17 protein-coding genes are annotated in these 18,070 nt (G+C 39.7%); 11 read left to right on the top strand and 6 right to left on the bottom strand.

All coding sequences use genetic code 11. The features are described from left to right. Positions 1–25: 25 nt before the first annotated feature. Both BW935_RS05275 and BW935_RS05270 read right to left on the bottom strand, forming a co-directional pair. The gene (locus BW935_RS05275; protein ID WP_076499216.1) at positions 26–1,153 is read right to left on the bottom strand and encodes a HEAT repeat domain-containing protein; all 1,128 of its coding nucleotides are present in this window, start codon (positions 1,151–1,153) and stop codon (positions 26–28) included. Positions 1,154–1,221: 68 nt separating this feature from the next. Continuing rightward, entirely contained in the window at positions 1,222–1,593 is a 372-nt protein-coding gene (locus BW935_RS05270; RefSeq protein WP_076499215.1) for a response regulator transcription factor, read from the bottom strand. Positions 1,594–1,834: 241 nt separating this feature from the next. On the opposite strand from BW935_RS05270, the gene BW935_RS05265 reads away from it, so the two are divergent. The 5 genes from BW935_RS05265 to BW935_RS05245 all read left to right on the top strand — a co-directional run bounded on the left by BW935_RS05265 (position 1,835) and on the right by BW935_RS05245 (position 7,856). Next, positions 1,835–3,541, top strand: coding sequence for an amidohydrolase family protein (locus BW935_RS05265; protein WP_076499213.1), 1,707 nt, complete (start codon positions 1,835–1,837; stop codon positions 3,539–3,541). Positions 3,542–3,553: 12 nt separating this feature from the next. After that, a complete protein-coding gene (locus tag BW935_RS05260) occupies positions 3,554–4,936 on the top strand; it encodes an amidohydrolase family protein (RefSeq protein WP_076499210.1) in 1,383 nt (460 codons plus the stop codon). A 39-nt stretch (positions 4,937–4,975) separates the two neighbouring features. Beyond that, positions 4,976–6,274, top strand: coding sequence for an amidohydrolase family protein (locus BW935_RS05255; RefSeq protein ID WP_076499209.1), 1,299 nt, complete (start codon positions 4,976–4,978; stop codon positions 6,272–6,274). Positions 6,275–6,357: 83 nt separating this feature from the next. Next, positions 6,358–7,536: a C40 family peptidase gene (locus BW935_RS05250; protein WP_076499208.1), complete on the top strand. Its 1,179-nt coding sequence runs from the start codon at positions 6,358–6,360 to the stop codon at positions 7,534–7,536. Beyond that, a complete protein-coding gene (locus BW935_RS05245) occupies positions 7,536–7,856 on the top strand; it encodes an antibiotic biosynthesis monooxygenase family protein (protein WP_076499207.1) in 321 nt (106 codons plus the stop codon). Before BW935_RS05250 ends, BW935_RS05245 begins: the two co-directional genes overlap by 1 nt. A gap of 50 nt (positions 7,857–7,906) precedes the next feature. Here the strand turns inward: BW935_RS05245 and dinB are convergent, their stop codons facing one another. The 3 genes from dinB to BW935_RS05230 form a co-directional block, all read right to left on the bottom strand. After that, positions 7,907–8,986: a DNA polymerase IV gene (gene dinB, locus BW935_RS05240; protein ID WP_076499206.1), complete on the bottom strand. Its 1,080-nt coding sequence runs from the start codon at positions 8,984–8,986 to the stop codon at positions 7,907–7,909. Further along, positions 8,986–10,248 carry an anthranilate synthase component I family protein gene (locus tag BW935_RS05235; RefSeq protein ID WP_076499205.1) on the bottom strand — a complete coding sequence of 421 codons (1,263 nt, stop codon included), beginning with the start codon at positions 10,246–10,248 and terminating at the stop codon, positions 8,986–8,988. The genes dinB and BW935_RS05235 overlap by 1 nt, the downstream gene beginning before the upstream one ends. A gap of 75 nt (positions 10,249–10,323) precedes the next feature. After that, the gene (locus BW935_RS05230) at positions 10,324–11,046 is read right to left on the bottom strand and encodes a YceI family protein (RefSeq protein ID WP_076499203.1); all 723 of its coding nucleotides are present in this window, start codon (positions 11,044–11,046) and stop codon (positions 10,324–10,326) included. Between the two features lie 415 nt (positions 11,047–11,461). Here BW935_RS05230 and BW935_RS05225 point away from each other — a divergent pair, with 415 nt between their 5' ends. From BW935_RS05225 to BW935_RS05200, 6 genes are all read left to right on the top strand, one after another. Continuing rightward, complete coding sequence (locus BW935_RS05225; RefSeq protein ID WP_076499202.1) at positions 11,462–11,704, top strand: hypothetical protein; 243 nt, start codon at positions 11,462–11,464, stop codon at positions 11,702–11,704. Positions 11,705–11,853: 149 nt separating this feature from the next. Next, positions 11,854–12,366 (top strand): gamma carbonic anhydrase family protein, encoded by a 513-nt coding sequence (locus BW935_RS05220; RefSeq protein ID WP_076499200.1) that lies wholly within the window; start codon positions 11,854–11,856, stop codon positions 12,364–12,366. 163 nt (positions 12,367–12,529) lie between these two features. After that, complete coding sequence (locus BW935_RS05215) at positions 12,530–13,654, top strand: Re/Si-specific NAD(P)(+) transhydrogenase subunit alpha (protein WP_076499199.1); 1,125 nt, start codon at positions 12,530–12,532, stop codon at positions 13,652–13,654. A gap of 2 nt (positions 13,655–13,656) precedes the next feature. Beyond that, complete coding sequence (locus BW935_RS05210) at positions 13,657–13,974, top strand: NAD(P) transhydrogenase subunit alpha part 2 (protein WP_076499197.1); 318 nt, start codon at positions 13,657–13,659, stop codon at positions 13,972–13,974. Continuing rightward, entirely contained in the window at positions 13,971–15,371 is a 1,401-nt protein-coding gene (locus BW935_RS05205; protein ID WP_076499196.1) for an NAD(P)(+) transhydrogenase (Re/Si-specific) subunit beta, read from the top strand. Before BW935_RS05210 ends, BW935_RS05205 begins: the two co-directional genes overlap by 4 nt. A gap of 113 nt (positions 15,372–15,484) precedes the next feature. Then, positions 15,485–16,834: a hypothetical protein gene (locus BW935_RS05200; RefSeq protein WP_076499194.1), complete on the top strand. Its 1,350-nt coding sequence runs from the start codon at positions 15,485–15,487 to the stop codon at positions 16,832–16,834. A 99-nt stretch (positions 16,835–16,933) separates the two neighbouring features. On the opposite strand, the gene BW935_RS05195 is transcribed toward BW935_RS05200, so the two are convergent. Continuing rightward, positions 16,934–18,070 carry an AEC family transporter gene (locus BW935_RS05195; protein WP_076499192.1) on the bottom strand — a complete coding sequence of 379 codons (1,137 nt, stop codon included), beginning with the start codon at positions 18,068–18,070 and terminating at the stop codon, positions 16,934–16,936.

Below are 18,070 nucleotides of genomic sequence, written 5' to 3'. Positions count from 1 at the left end.
AACTTTAAAATAATCAAGCATCATATTATATGTGGGGATCTAGTACATGTTTCTTTACAGCGGCCAAGGTAGATTGCTGAGCATATTCCTTTTGGAAGTATTCTGAATCGAGTCTTTTCAATCCTTCCATGGCTGCTAATAAAATTTCAGATCTATTCTGAGAATTGACCACTTCATACAAAAAGTTTTCTGCCTCAGTGGAGCCTATTTCAGAAAGCGTGTCTAAAATGAAAATCTTTGTTTCTTCACTTTCCTGCTGATACATTTTAATTAAATAACTTTCAGCATCTGAAATGTAGAGTTTTTTCACCACATTCAGGGCACTTTTACGAATATGCTCGTTTTCATTTTCCAAAAGTTCAAGGACTTTATCTTTATATTCTAATGCATTATAATGTGCTACCAATTTGAGAACAAATCCTACGTGAGTAGGAATATTAAAATCCAACCATTGACCAAGTTGAGCCGGTTTCTTGATTTTTTTGCGTTGAATAATATCTATTAATTTCAGTTCATCTATAGGACTGATAAAATCGGCATAATCTTCTAATATTTTCAAAGGATCTTCCTCGGATAAAGATATGTAAGCAAGGAGCGCTGCCGTCCTGATTTGCATATTTTTATGCTTCACAAAAGGATAAATTGCCTTAGAACTTGGTGCATAACCTAATTCTCTCCAATAATAAAGTGCCTTACTGATATAATACCATCTTCCTGTTTCCAAAAGGCTCTTCATATAAGTAAACAAACCAAATTGGAGATAGGCTTTGACCAAAATTTCCTTTTGATTACCCTTGAGGTTTTTGTCTAAATCTATGATATTTTCAATCAAAAGCTCTTTACACCATCTTTTCTTAAATGGAATTTTCTTTTTGAATTTTTCTACTTTCCGATTAAACTCCTGTTCTGACAAAGACTCCTCAAACAAAATCGAGGAGAAGAAGCCATAAATTTTATATTGAGCTACTTTTTCTTGGTCCTCTAGAGCAAGTCTCTTTCTCTTTAGTCGAAAAAGAAATAATAGTACAAAACTAAATAGACCAACAAAGAAGAGAAGGAATAAATCAATTGCTGAATCGAACCATATATAATCGTTCAATGCAAAAAGTGGTAGATTAAATCCGAATGTGAATTGAATTAGGTTGGGGTTCATAAGCCGAAATATAAACATAAAGTCTATGGTCAAGCAAAACCACAGACTTTATTTTTAAAATTTATATCTCAATTATAAGAATTTTTTAACCATTTCTTTACTCTAAATGAAAGTTCGTTTGGTTTGAAAGGCTTAGGAATAAAATCAGAAGCACCGTTTGAAAAAGCCTCCAATACTGTACTTTCCTCTTCACCCAATGAACTAAGAACAATTACAGGAATTCCGGGCTTTACTCTTTTGGCGTGATTGATAATTTCCATGCCATCTTTGAAGGGAATCATGACATCTGTAATAATCAAATCAGGGGACTGATTATCTATAGCCTCAATACCTGCTAATCCATCTTCTACGCTGGTCACAAGGTAGCCATCCTTCTTCAATCTAAATTGAACTAAGCCCGATATTAGCCTGTCGTCTTCAATAATCAATACATTTTTCATAGTATTTACCTTTAGGTGATACCGAAATATACGAGGTTTTCTGTATTAAAAGACCACTAAAACACCATCCAAATAATACAATTTTTCTTGGTAAAATTATACAGTTAAGAATATGATTTACGAGTTCAGATATTTGCCGTTCCTAACAGATTTATGCTGAAAAAAAAATAAAAATTTTTCTAAAAAAAATCTTTTGTTAGCTTACAAGATTGAAAAAATCAACTAATCATCAATCTATAGAATGAAAATCAGTACTAAAATCAAGTTACTGAGCAGTCTCATTGTAGCGGCATTTTTCATTGCGAATTCACAGGTGCAAGCCCAAAGTGATCCTAGTGGAAATAGGAGAGTCACTAGCTCCTATGCAATCAAAAATGCAACGATTACAACTGCTCCTGGCAACACCATAAAGGGTGCCACTATCTTATTCAAAGACGGGCTTATCCAAGCTGTCGGAACAAATGTCAACATTCCAGTAGGGACAGATGTCATCAATGGGGATTCTCTGTTCATCTATCCTGGATTTATCGATGGTGCGAGCAGTGCCGGTGTCAGTAGACCCGCAGACCCTGAGAGACCTGCCAATTTTGACTCCTCTAATCCTACCGACGAACAAGCTGGGATTACTCCATGGAGATCTGTGCTAGACAATCTCGACATGGGAAATAATGCTATCTCTGATTGGAGAAAAGCTGGGTTTACAATCGCTCAGGCTATTCCCGATGGTGGTATGATCGCTGGAAAATCAGCAATTGTAATCTATGGAAGTGGTGAATCAACCAATATTTTAGCTCAAAATACAGCATTGAGTGCAAGATTCAGAGGTTCAAGAGGCATGTACCCTGGAACTCCTCTTGGCGTGATGGCCAAATTCAGAGATGTTTATAAGAATGCCGAATTATCATCTACACACACCAGATTATTTGCTTCCAATAGTGGTTTGAATAGACCTGAAATCAACAAGACCTATCAGGCTATGTTCCCTGTATTGGATAAAAATATCCCTGTAATATTTGAAGTGTCCAATGACCTTGAAATAAGAAGAGCATTAAGACTACAAAAAGAACTTGGATTTAAAATTGTACTTTCAGGAGTTACAGAAGTTGAAAATGTCATCAGTGAAATCAAAGCTTCCAATGCAACTGTATTACTTGCACTTACGCTGCCTGAAGACAAAACAAAAGCAAAAGAGGATGCTACTGATGAATATGTAGCCAGAACAGCTAGAGTGAAAGAAGCTTATGAAAAAGCGCTAAAACAAGCCGCTCTTCTAGAAAAAGAAGGGATCAAATTTGGCTTTACTACCTCAGGTGCGAAAACTGGAGACATGATGAAAAACATCAAAATCATGATGGACAATGGCTTAAGCGAAAATGCCGCTTTAGCTTCTTTGACTGTAAATAACGCACAAAATTTAGGCATTCAGAAGTTTGCAGGTACTTTAGAAAAAGGCAAATTGGCAAATATGGTCGTGATGACGGCTCCAATTTTCACTGAAGATTCACAAGTGAAGCATGTGATTGCGGATGGTTATGTATATGATTATGAAGTAAAGCCAAAAAGAGCAGCAAATGGCAATGGAAACAAAAATGGTGGCAATCCATCCGGATCATCTGTATTGGCTGGCACTTGGGAGTATGTATCAGACACTCCAGCTGGAAGCTCTGGAGGCTTGATGAAGATAGAAGGAAGTGGATCAAATTTGAAAGGGACAATAACTTTTGATGACCCAGCTGGCAATGGCACTGCCCAAGCAGATATGAAAGATATCAAGCTTGTAGATGGTAATCTCAGCTTCACTTTTGATGTATCTGCTGGTGGAATGGATCTCAATGTAGATGTCAAAGGTGATATCACTGATGATAAATTCACTGGAAGAATGTCTCTAGGCAACTTTGGGAGCTTTCCACTCAATGCGACCAAAAAACCAAATAACTCAAACTTCTAAACCTATCTCAAAATGAAAAAGCTGAATAGTATTATAGCCGCATTTTTGGTCATAGTTTGGATGCCAACCATGGGCCAGACACAAAAAGGCTCTGTTTTAATCAAAAATGCAACAGTACTCACTGTCACTCAAGGAACCCTTGAAGACACAGATATCTTAGTAGAAAATGGTATCATCAAACGAATCGGTAAGGGACTTTCTGCCAATAATGTAACCACCATAGATGCCAAAGGTAAATATGTGATGCCTGGCATCATAGATGCTCACTCACACGTAGCCTTGGATGCTGTCAACGAAGCTACTGCTCCAATTACATCAGAAGTGCAAATGGCCGATGTAGTAGATCCTTACGACATTGGACTATACAGAGCCTTGGCTGGTGGAGTGACGATATCACATGCGATGCATGGATCAGCCAATGCTATTGGTGGACAAAACATCACACTCAAGCACAGATATGGAACATTCGACCCTGAGGATCTTTTCATGAAAGAGGCACCTCGGACAATCAAATTTGCGCTAGGTGAAAACCCAACAAGAGTTCATGGAAGAGGTAAGAATATCCAGCCTAGAACAAGGATGGGTGTGGAAGCAGTCATTAGAAATGGCTTCAATGAAGCACTTCAATACAAAAAAACTTGGGAGACTTACAACAGCGCACTCAAGCAAAAGGGTGCTACACCTATTCCTCCAAAATATGACGAGAGACTTCAAACCCTCGTAGACATTCTTGATGGGAAAGTCATCATTCACTGTCACTCCTATAGAGCTGATGAAATCTATGCGCTGATCAATACCTGTAGAGATTTTGGAATCACCAATATTGTATTCTCACACGTGAACGAAGGATTTAAAGTGGCTCCTGAATTAGCGGAATATACCATGGGCGCTTCTGTATTTGCGGATTGGTGGGCTTATAAGTTTGAAGTGTATTATTCTACTGCTTATAATGCTGCGATTTTGACTGAAAACAATGTGATCACTTCTATCAATTCTGATTCAGGTGAATTGATTCGCCACTTGTACCATGAAGCTGCCAAAACGCAACGTTATGGTCAGCTTAGTGATGATCAAGCATTGGCATTGATTACAATCAACCCTGCTAAGCAACTTGGTATATCCGACAAAGTAGGTTCTATCGAAGAAGGAAAGCAAGCAGACTTGGTGATTTTCGAAGGGCATCCACTTTCTGTCTATGCAATTCCTCAGATGACTTTTGTGGATGGCGTAAAGTATTTTGACATCAATGATGATCAGGATGATATGAGACTTCGTGTTAGTGCCAATGAAACTGTAGAACCTATTTTCCTCAAAGAACATGATCACAACTGTATGCATGGGGTGGATTTCTTCTTCAATAACTTTGGAAGAAGCCTTTTCCAGCACTCACATTAATCAGTAGAGGGACATTTCAAAATTTTAGAAATAGAAATCATGAAGAAATTCAAATCAATTATATACCTAATGGCCTTGCTACTTTTCCCTATGATTGCTCAAGCGCAATTTGACGGGGAGTTTATCAAGCCAAGAAATGGTAAATTCTTATTACAGAATGCGACCATCGTGACTGTGACCAAGGGGACAATCCAAAATGGTAGCGTCTTGATCGCAAATGGTAAAATCGAAGCTGTAGGTCAAAATATTCCTGCAGGAGATGCAGAGGTGATCGACTGTACTGGTCAATTTATCTACCCTGGTATGTTTGATGGTGGTAGTAGATTGGGTTTGGTGGAAGTAAATTCCTTGCCTGAAACACAAGATTTTGCTGAGATTGGGCAAGTCACACCAAACATGAGAGCTTTGGTAGCTGTAAACCCGAACTCCGTGGCTATTCCAGTAACAAGAGTGAGTGGCGTGACCACTACCCTTGCGACTCCTTCTGGTGGGCTTTTCCCAGGCACTGCCGCCCTAATCAATCTCAATGGCTACACAGCTGATCAAATGGCTGCCGGCTTTGAAGGTGTGATCCTCAATTTCCCCACTTCTGCTCGTAGAAGTACTTGGGATAGAAGAAGTGAAGAAGATGTAAAAAGAGATGCTGACAGAGCTCAAAAAAATCTCAATGATATCTGGGAAAGAGCGACTAAGTACCATGAAATGAAAACTGCAAAAGCGGAACTTCAATTCTACCCAGAAATGGAACAACTGGCAAAAGTAATTGCTGGAGAACTGCCGCTTTTAGTTGAAGTCAATGCTGCTGGAGATATCGAAGTTGCGATAAAGTGGATCAAAGAGAAGGGCGTAAAAGCCATCCTGACTGGTGTAGCAGAAGGCTGGAGGGTAGCTGATAAGATCGCTGAGTCTGGTCTTCCTGTGATCACAGGACCAATGTTGTCTATCCCAACGCGTCAATCAGATCGATTTGATGCTGCTTACACTAATCCAGGCAAGATGGCCAAGGCAGGTGTAAAGGTTGTCATCAGATCCAATGATGCAGAAAACACCAGAAACCTTCCTTTTAATGCTGGATTTGCTGCTGCATATGGTATGGGCAAAGAAGAAGCGCTAAAAGCTGTCACGATCAATGCCGCTGAGGTATTTGGTGTGGCAGATAGAATGGGCTCTATAGAGGCTGGCAAAGATGCTACGCTTTTCGTCTCTTCTGGCGATCCATTCGAAACAAAAACACAAATCGCACATGTATTCATCGATGGCTACAGAGTGCCTATGAGTAACAGACACATTAAATTATATCAGGAATTTTTACAAAGATCTCCTGGATTAGAAAAGTAAAAGTTATCCATTCATCGAAAAAATGCGGACTTGTTTGACAAGCCCGCATTTTTTTTTCTTCTTTTGTAAAAATAATTCCAGCTATGAAATACTACAGCTCTTTTACATTATTGATTTGCCTGAGCATTATTGTTTTATCTTCATGTCAAACCTCCTCCGAAGACAAAGTACAGGATGCAATCGAAACATTTCGAACAGGCTATGCCCCTGATAAGCGTGTAGCAATTTGGAATATCCATTGGGATGGAGAGACACTTAGCGGCGAAACCAATCTGGACCATGCGCTTGTTCCTTTCTTGGAACATCTTGACACCCTTGGAGTCACATATACCAACCAAATCACATTGCTACCTGATGCCTCTTTGGAAGGAAAAGAATTTGCTCTTGTGACTATCTCTGTAGCAAATATTAGAAGTGATGCCAAGCACTCGGCTGAATTGGCTACGCAAGCAGTCATGGGCACACCACTCAAAGTTTTAAAAAAGAATGACACCTGGTATCTGATTCAAACCCCAGAAGGATATATCTCTTGGGTAGATGCAGCGGGTATTGCATTGAAAACTGAAGAAGAGATGCTTGCATGGCAAAATGCTGAGAAAGTGATTTTTACAGAACTGACAGGGCATATTTTCTTGGATGAAAACGAATCCGTCTTTATCAGCGACTTGGTAGCAGGAAATATCTTGGCAATTGAAGGTGAAACAAGGAATCATGTTAGGGTCATTTTACCGGATGGTAGAGCTGGATTGATCAGAAAAAATCAAGTTATGGCATTTGAAGCTTGGCTCAACAGTAGAAGTACAAGTCCGGAGAATCTGATCAGCACTGCCAAATCCATGATGGGCTCGCCCTATCTTTGGGGAGGGACATCGATCAAAGGAGTGGATTGTAGTGGATTTACAAAGACCATCTTTTATCTCAATGGAGCAATCATTCCTAGAGATGCATCTCAACAAATTCACGAGGGGGAAGAAGTAGACTCAGCTAAAAACTGGGAAAACTTGCAAGTTGGTGACCTCTTATTTTTCGGAGAAAAAGCGACTGCTGATAAGAAAGAACGCGTGGTCCATGTCGGCATGTGGATTGGTGACAATTCTTTTATTCATTCTAGGGGGAGAGTACGCATTAGCAGCTTTGATCCAACAAGTCCTGACTATGACGAATATGAGCTCAACCGCTACTTGAGAACCAAACGCATCGTTGGTAAGGAGAGTAAGCATGTCAGAAATGTAGAAAGTATGTTTGAATCAATCCCTAACTAATGCAGATATCCAACACCCCTTCACCACCCTATTTCGCAGTTATCTTCACCAATCTACTGAATGAAGCACATCATGGCTACGATGAAATGGCTAAATTAATGGAGCAACTTGTGGTCAATCAGAATGGCTATTTGGGACATGAATCTGTCAGAAATGGATTGGGTATAACTGTCAGCTATTGGGAAAGTTTAGCAGCCATCAAAACATGGAAAGCTAATTCGGATCATCAAATCGCTCAGAAATTAGGAAGAAAAGACTGGTATAAACAATTTAAAGTGAGGATCTGCAAAGTCGAACATGACTACGATTTTTTCACATAAAAAATTGAACAACAATGACCTAATCATCTTAGAGATCAATATTATTTATCCTATTCTTCAAAGTCCAGCCAAAGTTGTTTGCCAAAGTAATCCTTTTCCTCTGTCAAGTTTAAATTAGATAAGCCAATCCCAAATAAGCGAACAGGTTGCGTCAAGGCTTCTTGATCCAAAAGCTCTTGGACCGTCTCCCAAATTTTGGGCAAATCCACATACTGTTCAAAGCTTTTGGAACGTGTATGGATAGAAAAATCCTTGTATTTAATTTTCAAAGTCACTGTTCTTCCTTTGATCCCAGTCCGATCGATCCTGCGGCATAATTCCTGATAAATCTCTTGCAAAGCCTTCTCCCACTCCATCAAAGTCGCTAAATCTTTGTCAAAGGTGTTTTCAGCACTCAAGGATTTCCTAGTGCGGTTTGGCTGAACCTCACTGAGATGGATCCCCCTCACAATATTATAAAAGTGCAAACCAGATTTACCAAACTTCTTTGTCAAAAACTGCAAGCTATATTCCTTCAAGTCTTTACCCTGATGTATACCAAACTGCTTCATCTTCTTGGCAGTGACTTTGCCAATTCCAAAGAATCGCTCGATGGGTAATTTATTCAGAAAGTCTTCTGCTTCCTCAGGTAAAATCACCGCTTGCCCATTGGGTTTATTGATATCAGAGGCAGTTTTGGCCAAGAACTTATTGTAGGAAATACCAGCAGAGGCATTGAGTCCTGTTTGTATTTTGATCTTGGCTCTAATTTCTTTGGCTAGCAAGGTGGCCGAAGGGTTGCCAACTTTATTCTCAGTCACATCAAGAAATGCCTCATCTAACGAGAGAGGCTCGACCAAATCAGTGTATTCATAAAAAATCTCACGGATTTGATTTGATATTTCTTTATATCGATCAAATCTGGGTTTCACAAAAATCAATTGAGGACATTTCAAAGCTGCCATCTTTCCTGACATGGCGGACCTCACCCCATACTTTCTCGCCTCATAGGATGCTGCTGCCACTACGCCTCGCTCCCTATTCCCTCCTACTGCGAGTGGCTTGCCTCTGAGTTCAGGATGATCCAACTGCTCCACAGATGCATAAAATGCATCCATGTCGACATGTATGATTTTCCTGATTTTATCCATTACTTCTTAAAACTGCTATCAGATTGGAGTGTTTCCAAAATGGCTGATGCCTTGAGAAAGCATTCATCATATTCATAAGTTGCATCTGCGTCATAAGTGATCGCACTGCCTACAGCGAAGTAACCTTGCTGATCGTTTTGGTCATAAATTATGCTTCGAATAATGACGTTCATGTCCAAATCTCCATTGGGTTGAATAATACCAATAGTACCAGAAAACCAACCTCTTTTAAAATTCTCGTAGCGATCTATTAATTCCATGCACTTGATCTTCGGTGCACCCGTCATGCTTCCCATAGGGAATGTAGCATGAATCAATGCTTTCAATTCCACCCTAGCATTCAATTCCGCCGAAACAGTTGAGATCATCTGGAAGACCTTGGGGAATGCATAAACACCAAATAACTCCTCCACTTGAATGGAACCTGTTTGTGCTATTTTGGAAAGATCATTACGCATCAAATCTACAATCATCAGGTTTTCAGCTCTTTCCTTTTCGCTATGCAGTAATTCTTTAGAAAGCGCCAAGTCTTCATTCTCGTCTTTACCTCTTCGAATAGTCCCTTTGATCGGCTGAGCGATGATCTTGGAATCCATAACCTTCAAAAACCGCTCAGGAGAGGCACAAATCAAATATTTTGATTCAGCTTTTAGCAAAGCAGAAAATGGCATAGCTGACCTTTGGGTCAAATCGAAAAATCCTTGAATAGGATTCCAGTCTGCTTTAAAATCAAAAGCCATACAATAATTCATCTCATAAATATCCCCTTCCAAAATATGGTTCTGAATGGCTTTGACAGCTTCTATATAAGCTTCTTTGGAGGTCAATTGTCGAACCTGGATTGATGGATTTATTTGAGCAGTACATTGGAAAGCCACTATTTGCCAAAAAATATTTTCTGGTTCGTTGGATTCAATATCAATACTATTTTCATGAAACAGCACTTTCACATCAGGAAGGAAAAACAAAGTATCTGGAAGATCCACTAAGGCTCGATTATCGCTGGAAAGTTTTTCAATTTGATTTTTGAAATCATAGGATAATATTCCAACCATCTCAGATTTTCTATAATATTCCGATGCTTGGTCTAAAGTAAAACAGGAAGAACCCGCAAAAAAGGACTTTTTAAATCCACCATAAGGATAATTGACTTGGTGATTTTCGAAAAAAACAAAATAGGGATAGTGGATTGAGGCCCAATGCAACAGTTTTCTAACCCAGTCTGCATGTTCAATGGCCGGCAAGTCAAAAGTTTGAATCATAGCGTAAAATTACAGCATATAAAACAAAAAAGGGAAACCTTTCGATTTCCCTTTTCCTTATTTTTTTCAATGGGCTTAGTTTGCTTTGATATCAAATTTCACACTTACTGTGTTGTAGATGAATTGATCCTTAGCTTTATCTACAGCTGTGCTTTCGTCACCGTACATCAATCCCCAGTTAGTTCTATCGATATTGAAACCTGCCTGAGCAGATACAGTACCGTCAGCTATAGAAACAATAGCAGGGAATTTGATATTTTTGGATGTTCCTCTCATGGTCAGGTTACCAGAGATCCAATGAGTGGGTGTACCTTCGATCAATTCGGAGTCTTTCTTAGGAGTGAAATCAGTCTTGAATTCTTCCTTGTCTTCGATTTCGTCTGAAGAACCATAAACTTCAATTGAAGTCACTTCGAACATTGCTTCTGGATGGTTCTCAGCATCGAAGAAATCTGCAGACTGTAGGTGCCCCCAAAGTTTACCATAGTTTTCGTTTGACTCTTCCATGTCTTCGATTTTCAAACCTGTGATGTCGAAAACGAACTTACCACCAGTGATAGTTTCGCCATCTACCATCAATTCACCAGTAGTAACTGGAATGAATCCCCAGTGCTGACCTGCTGGCTTGTAACCTCTCCAGTCTACCTTAGAGGTAGCAGCGTCGATAGTCAATGTTGTTCCAGAAGCTTCACCTACTTCTACAGCGTCAGTAGCTTCTACAGTGTCACCTGGTTTTCCACAAGATACCGCGATCAAAGCCGCAGCGATAAACAAACCTGTTTTTTGAACTAGTTTCATAATAATTGTTTAATTTGAGTCTGATTTTAAATGTATATACACGAAAACTGTATTCAGCTAAAAAAGTTCACAGCTTGCTGAAAAAATTTTAAACAAAAGATGGATTTTTGTAAATCAGTGGGCTAAGAATGTGATTCAATGAAAAATGCGTACGCTCCAAAATGTTAGATTTCAAAGTTTTGAGCGGTATTAAAGACGATATGGAAATAAATGAAATATGGATATACGGAACTTTGCCACTAACATTACAAAATTCAGATTTATATAACTTCCGATATTTAATTGATATTGGATCCGCCACGGCGGACGAGTTACTTATGGATATTGACCATTAGCAACCGAATAAGCCAATGGAAAGAAGTTACTGGCAAAGAAGCTTATAATCAGATTTAATATTTGAATAAATAACAATGATATGAATAGTGCAGAGGAAATCAGAAATAGCATAATAGACCAACTATTAACTATTTCAAACAATGAATATCTAAAAGCTATATTTGAAATCATAAACAGTAGCAAAAAGAAAGGTGAAAAAATTCAACCTTCAGACGCCCAAATTGCGATGCTAAATATGAGTGAGGAGGATATCAAAAAGAACCGACTAATTTCTCAAGAAGATTTGGATGAATCAGATTTAAAATGGCTAGAAAGTCAATAATTTGGACCAAAACTGCACGTTAAGAAAAAAGAGGCATTATATCATGCGGATACTCGTCTAAAGATGAAATTATACACTCTTTTATTAATTGTTTGCCCACGTTCAAGTAAGCGGATATACATATAAACTAATAATCAATATACTTAAAAATGCCCCTAATCAAATCTATCAAAGGAAAAAGTCCCCAAATGGGCGAAAACTGTTGGCTAGCAGATAATGCAACTGTCGTTGGTGATGTCATCATGGGCAAGAACTGTACGGTATGGTTCAATGCTGTGGTACGGGGAGATGTCCACGAGATCCGAATCGGTGACGACACCAATATACAGGATGGCGCAGTGATCCACTGTACTTATCAAAAAGCGGGGACTTACATCGGCAATAAAGTTTCCATTGCCCACAATGCTATCGTACATGGCTGTACTATTCATGACAATGTGCTGATAGGCATGGGTGCAATTGTAATGGATGATGCGGTGGTACATTCAGGAGCGGTGATAGCAGCTGGCGCTGTTGTTTTAGCTGGTACAGTTGTAGAAGCTAACAGTATCTATGCAGGCATGCCTGCCAAAAAAGTCAAGAATACAGGTCCTGAGATGATCGAAGTAATCCAAAGAACTGCAAAAAACTACCCGATGTATGCGGAGTGGTTTAAAGAATAAAATTTCAAAATCGATTATTGATTCACTTTTTTCATTCAAAAAATAAAGTTTTTTCAAACCATTCTAACAAAAATCACTTTTTTATCTTATTCTTTTTGATAGTTTTAAGAAATGAAAGTTTTCACTTTCATCCAATCACTTTAACGCTAATTACCAATATCAAATGAAGGTAGGTATTTTAAAAGAACCAAAGGATGAAGCCCGTGTGGCCATGCTTCCTGAGGCTGTAAAAACATTGATTTCCTGGGGTGCAGAAGTCTGTGTAGAAACCGGTGCAGGTCAAACAGCTTATGCAGATGATGACGCTTATAGATCCTCAGGAGCTGAAATCAAACAGAGAGCTGAGGTCCTGACTGAATCAGACATGATTTGTGGAATCCAAGCTCTCCCTTTAGAAGAAATCTCAAAAATGAAACCCGATGCGGTTCTTCTTGGTCAAATGGGAGCTCTATTCAATCCTGAGCTCACCAAATTTCTCATCGAACAAAAGCGAACTGCATTTAGCATGGAATTGGTACCGCGAACTACAAGAGCTCAAAGCATGGATGTCCTTTCTTCCATGGCTACTGTATTGGGATACAAAGCTACACTGCTGGCAGCAAATAGTCTTCCACGCTTTTTCCCAATGTTTATGACCGCTGCTGGCAGTATCACACCAGCTAGAGTTTTGGTGATAGGAGCTGGAGTAGCTGGCTTACAAGCTATCGCCACAGCAAAGCGTCTTGGAGCTACTGTTTTTGCCTTTGACGTCCGACAAGCAGCCAAAGAAGAAGTACTCTCCATTGGCGCCAAATTCATCGATGTAGCAGGAGCCACTGAGGATAAAGCTGCTGGAGGCTACGCAGTAGAACAGTCCGCAGAATTTATTCAAAGACAAAAAGATACCATACACGAGCACGCGCAAAAAGCTGATATCATCATCACAACTGCTCAAATCCCAGGGCGAAAAGCACCACTTTTGGTAGAGGAGCGCACAGTGCATGCCATGAAAGCTGGATCTGTGATTGTGGATTTGGCAGCTTCATCAGGTGGCAACTGCGCGCTGACGCAACCTGATCAAACCATAGACATCAATGGTGTACGCATCATTGGTGTTGGCAACCTTGCCGCTGAGCTTCCTCAAGATGCTAGCAAGATGTATGGCAAAAATTACCTCAATTTTCTCAAACTCATCATCAAGGATGGAGCGATCAATCTGAATTTTGAGGATGATATCGTTTTAGGTACCTGCGTTTGTCATGCAGGAGAAGCCAAGAATTCACGAATCGCTGAAATGATAAAACAATAAACATGGAACAATTACTCAACTATATAGGAGAGAATATGGAAATGATCTATTTCCTGATTCTCGCGATTTTACTGGGAGTGGAAGTGATTTCTAATGTCCCTGCCATACTACATACCCCATTGATGTCTGGTGCCAATGCCATTCATGGTGTAGTAGTGGTCGGTGCCATCATCGTGATGCTTCATGCTTCGCCTGACAATTATGCATCACTTATCGTAGGCTTTCTAGCAGTGGTCATGGGCACTTTGAATGTAGTCGGAGGCTTTGTAGTGACCGATAGGATGCTGGAAATGTTCAAGAAAAAACCTAAGAAATCATGAGTCTAAATATACTAGAAATCACCTATTTGATAGCCTCCTTGACTTTTGTGATTGGGCTAAAAATGCTCAGCCACCCAGAAAGTGCCAGAAAAGGAAATCTCATCGCTGCTGTTGGCATGCTCATCGCTGTGATTGCCACGATCACCATTTATCAGCCATTTGATAGTAGCAAGGCTATCAACTACGGTTTGATTGCGCTTGGTTTAGTTGTAGGAACAGTCATAGGAACCATGATGGCCAAAAAAGTCAAGATGACTGCCATGCCTCAGATGGTATCCTTCTTCAATGGAATGGGTGGGGCTTGTGCTGCCTTGATTGCAGTTATCGAATATCAAAATCATACCATTGGAGTAGGAAGCGGGTTTGATGGTGAATTATTGGTCATGCTGCTGGGATTGATCATCGGTTCAGTATCCTTCTCAGGATCTATGATCGCTTATGGTAAGCTAGAAGGAAAAATCAAAGATCGCGTACTACCTATGAATCAATTGATCAATATGCTTATGCTTGCGATCATACTTGGACTTACTGTATACAAAATGCTAGGATATGGAGATAGCATGGTTTTCTACGGTTTATTGGTGATCGCATTGATCTATGGAATCCTATTTGTGATGCCTATTGGAGGTGCTGATATGCCTGTTGTAATTTCACTTCTCAACTCCTTTACTGGTGTAGCTGCTGCTTTTGGTGGCTTTCTTTATGGCAATAAGGCCATGCTTACAGGAGGTATATTGGTGGGCTCTGCGGGGACTATCCTTACCATCTTGATGTGTAATGCCATGAACCGTTCTCTGACCAATGTACTATTGGGAGCTTTTGGAGGAAACAAAGCCGGGGGAGCAAAAGGGGAAGCAGGAGATCAGACCGTGAGAGAGATCAGCATATCAGATACGGCTGTTTTGCTATCCTATTCTCAAAATGTCGTGATCGTGCCAGGATATGGCTTAGCTGTAGCTCAAGCACAGCACATATGTCATGAATTGGAAAAATTATTGGAAGAAAAAGGCGTCAATGTAAACTACGCCATTCACCCAGTAGCAGGGAGAATGCCAGGGCACATGAATGTATTACTGGCGGAAGCAGACGTGCCTTACGAAAGGCTCCAAGAGATGGAAGAGATCAATCCCAAAATGGGCAATACTGACGTAGTAGTCGTCATTGGCGCAAATGACGTGGTCAACCCTGCCGCCAAAAATGATCCCACATCACCCATCCATGGCATGCCAATCTTAGAAGTAGATCAAGCCAAAAATGTAATCATTCTCAAAAGAGGCATGAGTGCAGGATACGCTGGAATTGAAAACGAATTATTCTTCTATCCAAAAACAAGGATGCTCTTCGGTGATGCCAAAGACTCACTCCAAAAACTCACCTCAGAGGTCAAAGAGGTCTAAAAACTACTCCTAAATTCAAAAAATCAAGGAAGGCTTTCACCAAGTCTTCCTTTTTTTACATACTTTTATAATTAGTATGGTGAATACACCTCTTAAAACTTAAACAATCTTTTATGAGAAAGCAGCTTTTAACAATCACTTTATTGGTAGGCTCCACAGCTTTAGTTTTGGCGCAGACTCCTTTCATAGGAATCCAAAATAGCTCCAGAAAAAGCATGATTTCAGCAACCATGAATCCTGCTGAAATCAACAACCTCAACAAAAAAGTAGAAGTCAATTTCTTCTCTATCAATGGCTCAGTGAGTAACAACATCATTTCATTTGGTGATATTTTTGAATTTGGAGGAGATGTGGTTGATGTTGCTTTTGAAAGGGCCAATGGGCCTGTCAATATGCGAACCGAAGCATCTATCTTAGGCCCATCATTTGGAATCAAAACAGGCAAATGGTCTTTCGGCTTGACAACACAAGCATTCGCCAAAGCTGACATCATAGACTTAGACCCGACACTCGGTCAGTCTATTTTAGATATTCAATTTGACAGTAGAAATAGCTCCACAGCCATTGCCAGCGAATACAATCAAAGGGTCAATGCTACTGGCTGGGCAGAATTGGGGTTCATTGTAGGACGTGAAATAATAGATACAGAAAAGCATAAATTTTCGGTAGGTGCTACAGGGAAAATAATGTTTCCAGGCACTTATGCTAACTTTGGCCTAGATAGATTGAGAGCTGTAATCGATCAAAATGACACAGAAATAAGCTTAACCAGGGCAACTGGTAGTTTAAATATTTCCTACTCTGAATCAGATTTTGATGGCAGTAGCTTTGGTATTGGTTCTGGTGGTTTCAATTTTGGATCTATCAATGGTTTCGGACTTGATCTAGGGGGAAGCTATCAAATGAAAGATGCCAATGGCAGAACGAAACTGAATGCAGGCTTAGCTGTCAGAAATCTAGGAAGTATGACCTTTGGAGCTGGCCAAGTCAATAATACTTACACGATGAATATTCCTGAGGGTCAAGCTTTTAGACTAGATCAATTAGAAGGTAATCTCAGTGATATTGAGGATCAATTGCTAGAGAGTGGTTATTTTACAAAAACCTCAGAAAATGGCGGGGTAAAAACCAGTCTACCTTCGATGATTTCAGCCTATGCTGAAATGAGAGTTATCGGAAAACTACAAGCCAGTGCATACATCCAGCAAAGGTTTGGTGACGACAATGCCAACGAACAGCTGACAGCTCAAAATATGATCGTCATCACCCCAAGATTGGTGTTGGGTAACTTTGAAATCTACTCCCCTTGGGCAAGTACAGAAATCGCTGGTATCACAGGTGGTCTTGGTTTGAGATATGGTGGTTTCTTTATTGGAAGCAACTCAATACTAACTGGTTTCACAGCTGATAGTAAACAAGCTGATTTCCACGTGGGTTTAAGTTGGGGCTTTGGAAGGCTATAAATTTCAACATTCAAAATAGCTAACCATAGCTTCTAAAAACGAAAAAATAAGCCTCGGTAACCTACCGGGGCTTATTTGTTATCAAACCTTGAAACCACTTTATTCCATAGAATTATTTTCTTTTAATTTTTGCCCTTCTATTGGATCAAATCCTGTATCCAATGATGACATCCACTTAACTAGCATAGGAATAATAGAACCTACTAACAATATTCCTCCAATCAAGAATACATGAGCTGGATTGGTAAAGTAAGAACCAGAGGAAAATACACCTAAAATCAAGAGCGTACTAAAAGGCATAGACAAAGCCAGTAGATTGATACCTAACTCCAAATTAAAAGTGGGATTAGACTTCAATTCAGCTTGACTTAATTCCATGGATCTGATAGCAGACATATGTGCAAATGGCCAGAAACTTACTGCGCTTTGTGGAAATACCACCGCAAGCAGCATCATCTCCGTAGACATGGGAACGAGTAAAATAAAAACCCCACAAATCAGAAAAATAATCCCTGCTCTAAACAAGAGTAAACCCGCCAGCATTCTCATTTGCTCCCATTTGAACACCACAGCAATACCAATAAAAAGTAATACCAATGGTGTCATCATATCCTTCATCATTAAAATGGATTGTGACAAAAACATAGGTAACCTTTCCATATTAATTCCTATAGACAACAATAAAATTGCCGTCAAAATTACTGCATTGATAGGCTCTTTGACCATAGCCAGTAGCAATTGCTTCACTCGCTGACTAGATGATACTGACTTGAGCTGATGGTGTTTGTAATACCAAGAGATAGCCAATAAATAGGCGAGAATTAACACAAACACCTTGTTACCAATATCAGACAGTGCAGCCAATGCTAACAAATCCTCTCCCAAATATTCCACCACAAAAGGGAAACACGTCAGGCCAGGAGCCAAGGATGGTAATAGCAATAGCAGCGTTCTCATTGACGAAGAGTTCCCCTCTACACCGAAAAAGGGTAATGCATATTTAGCGATCACCAAAAGCAGCACATTGAAAATCAAAGCAAAAACAGGCAACATCAACAGGTCAGGATTGATTTCGATTTTCAATAAAGCCACAAAAATCATCGCTGGTAGCGCCACATCCAATATGATCATTTTCAGGCCTTTATTTTGATCTGGGTTTGTGAACTTCCGCTTTAAGATCAGGCCTAAAACAATCAATAAAATCAAGGAGAGTGTTTTTTGTAAAGCTATACTCAT

The organism is Belliella pelovolcani (genome assembly GCF_900156785.1).
GTDB classification, from domain to species: Bacteria; Bacteroidota; Bacteroidia; order Cytophagales; family Cyclobacteriaceae; genus Belliella; species Belliella pelovolcani.
This window is presented reverse-complemented; position numbering and strand designations above follow the sequence as displayed.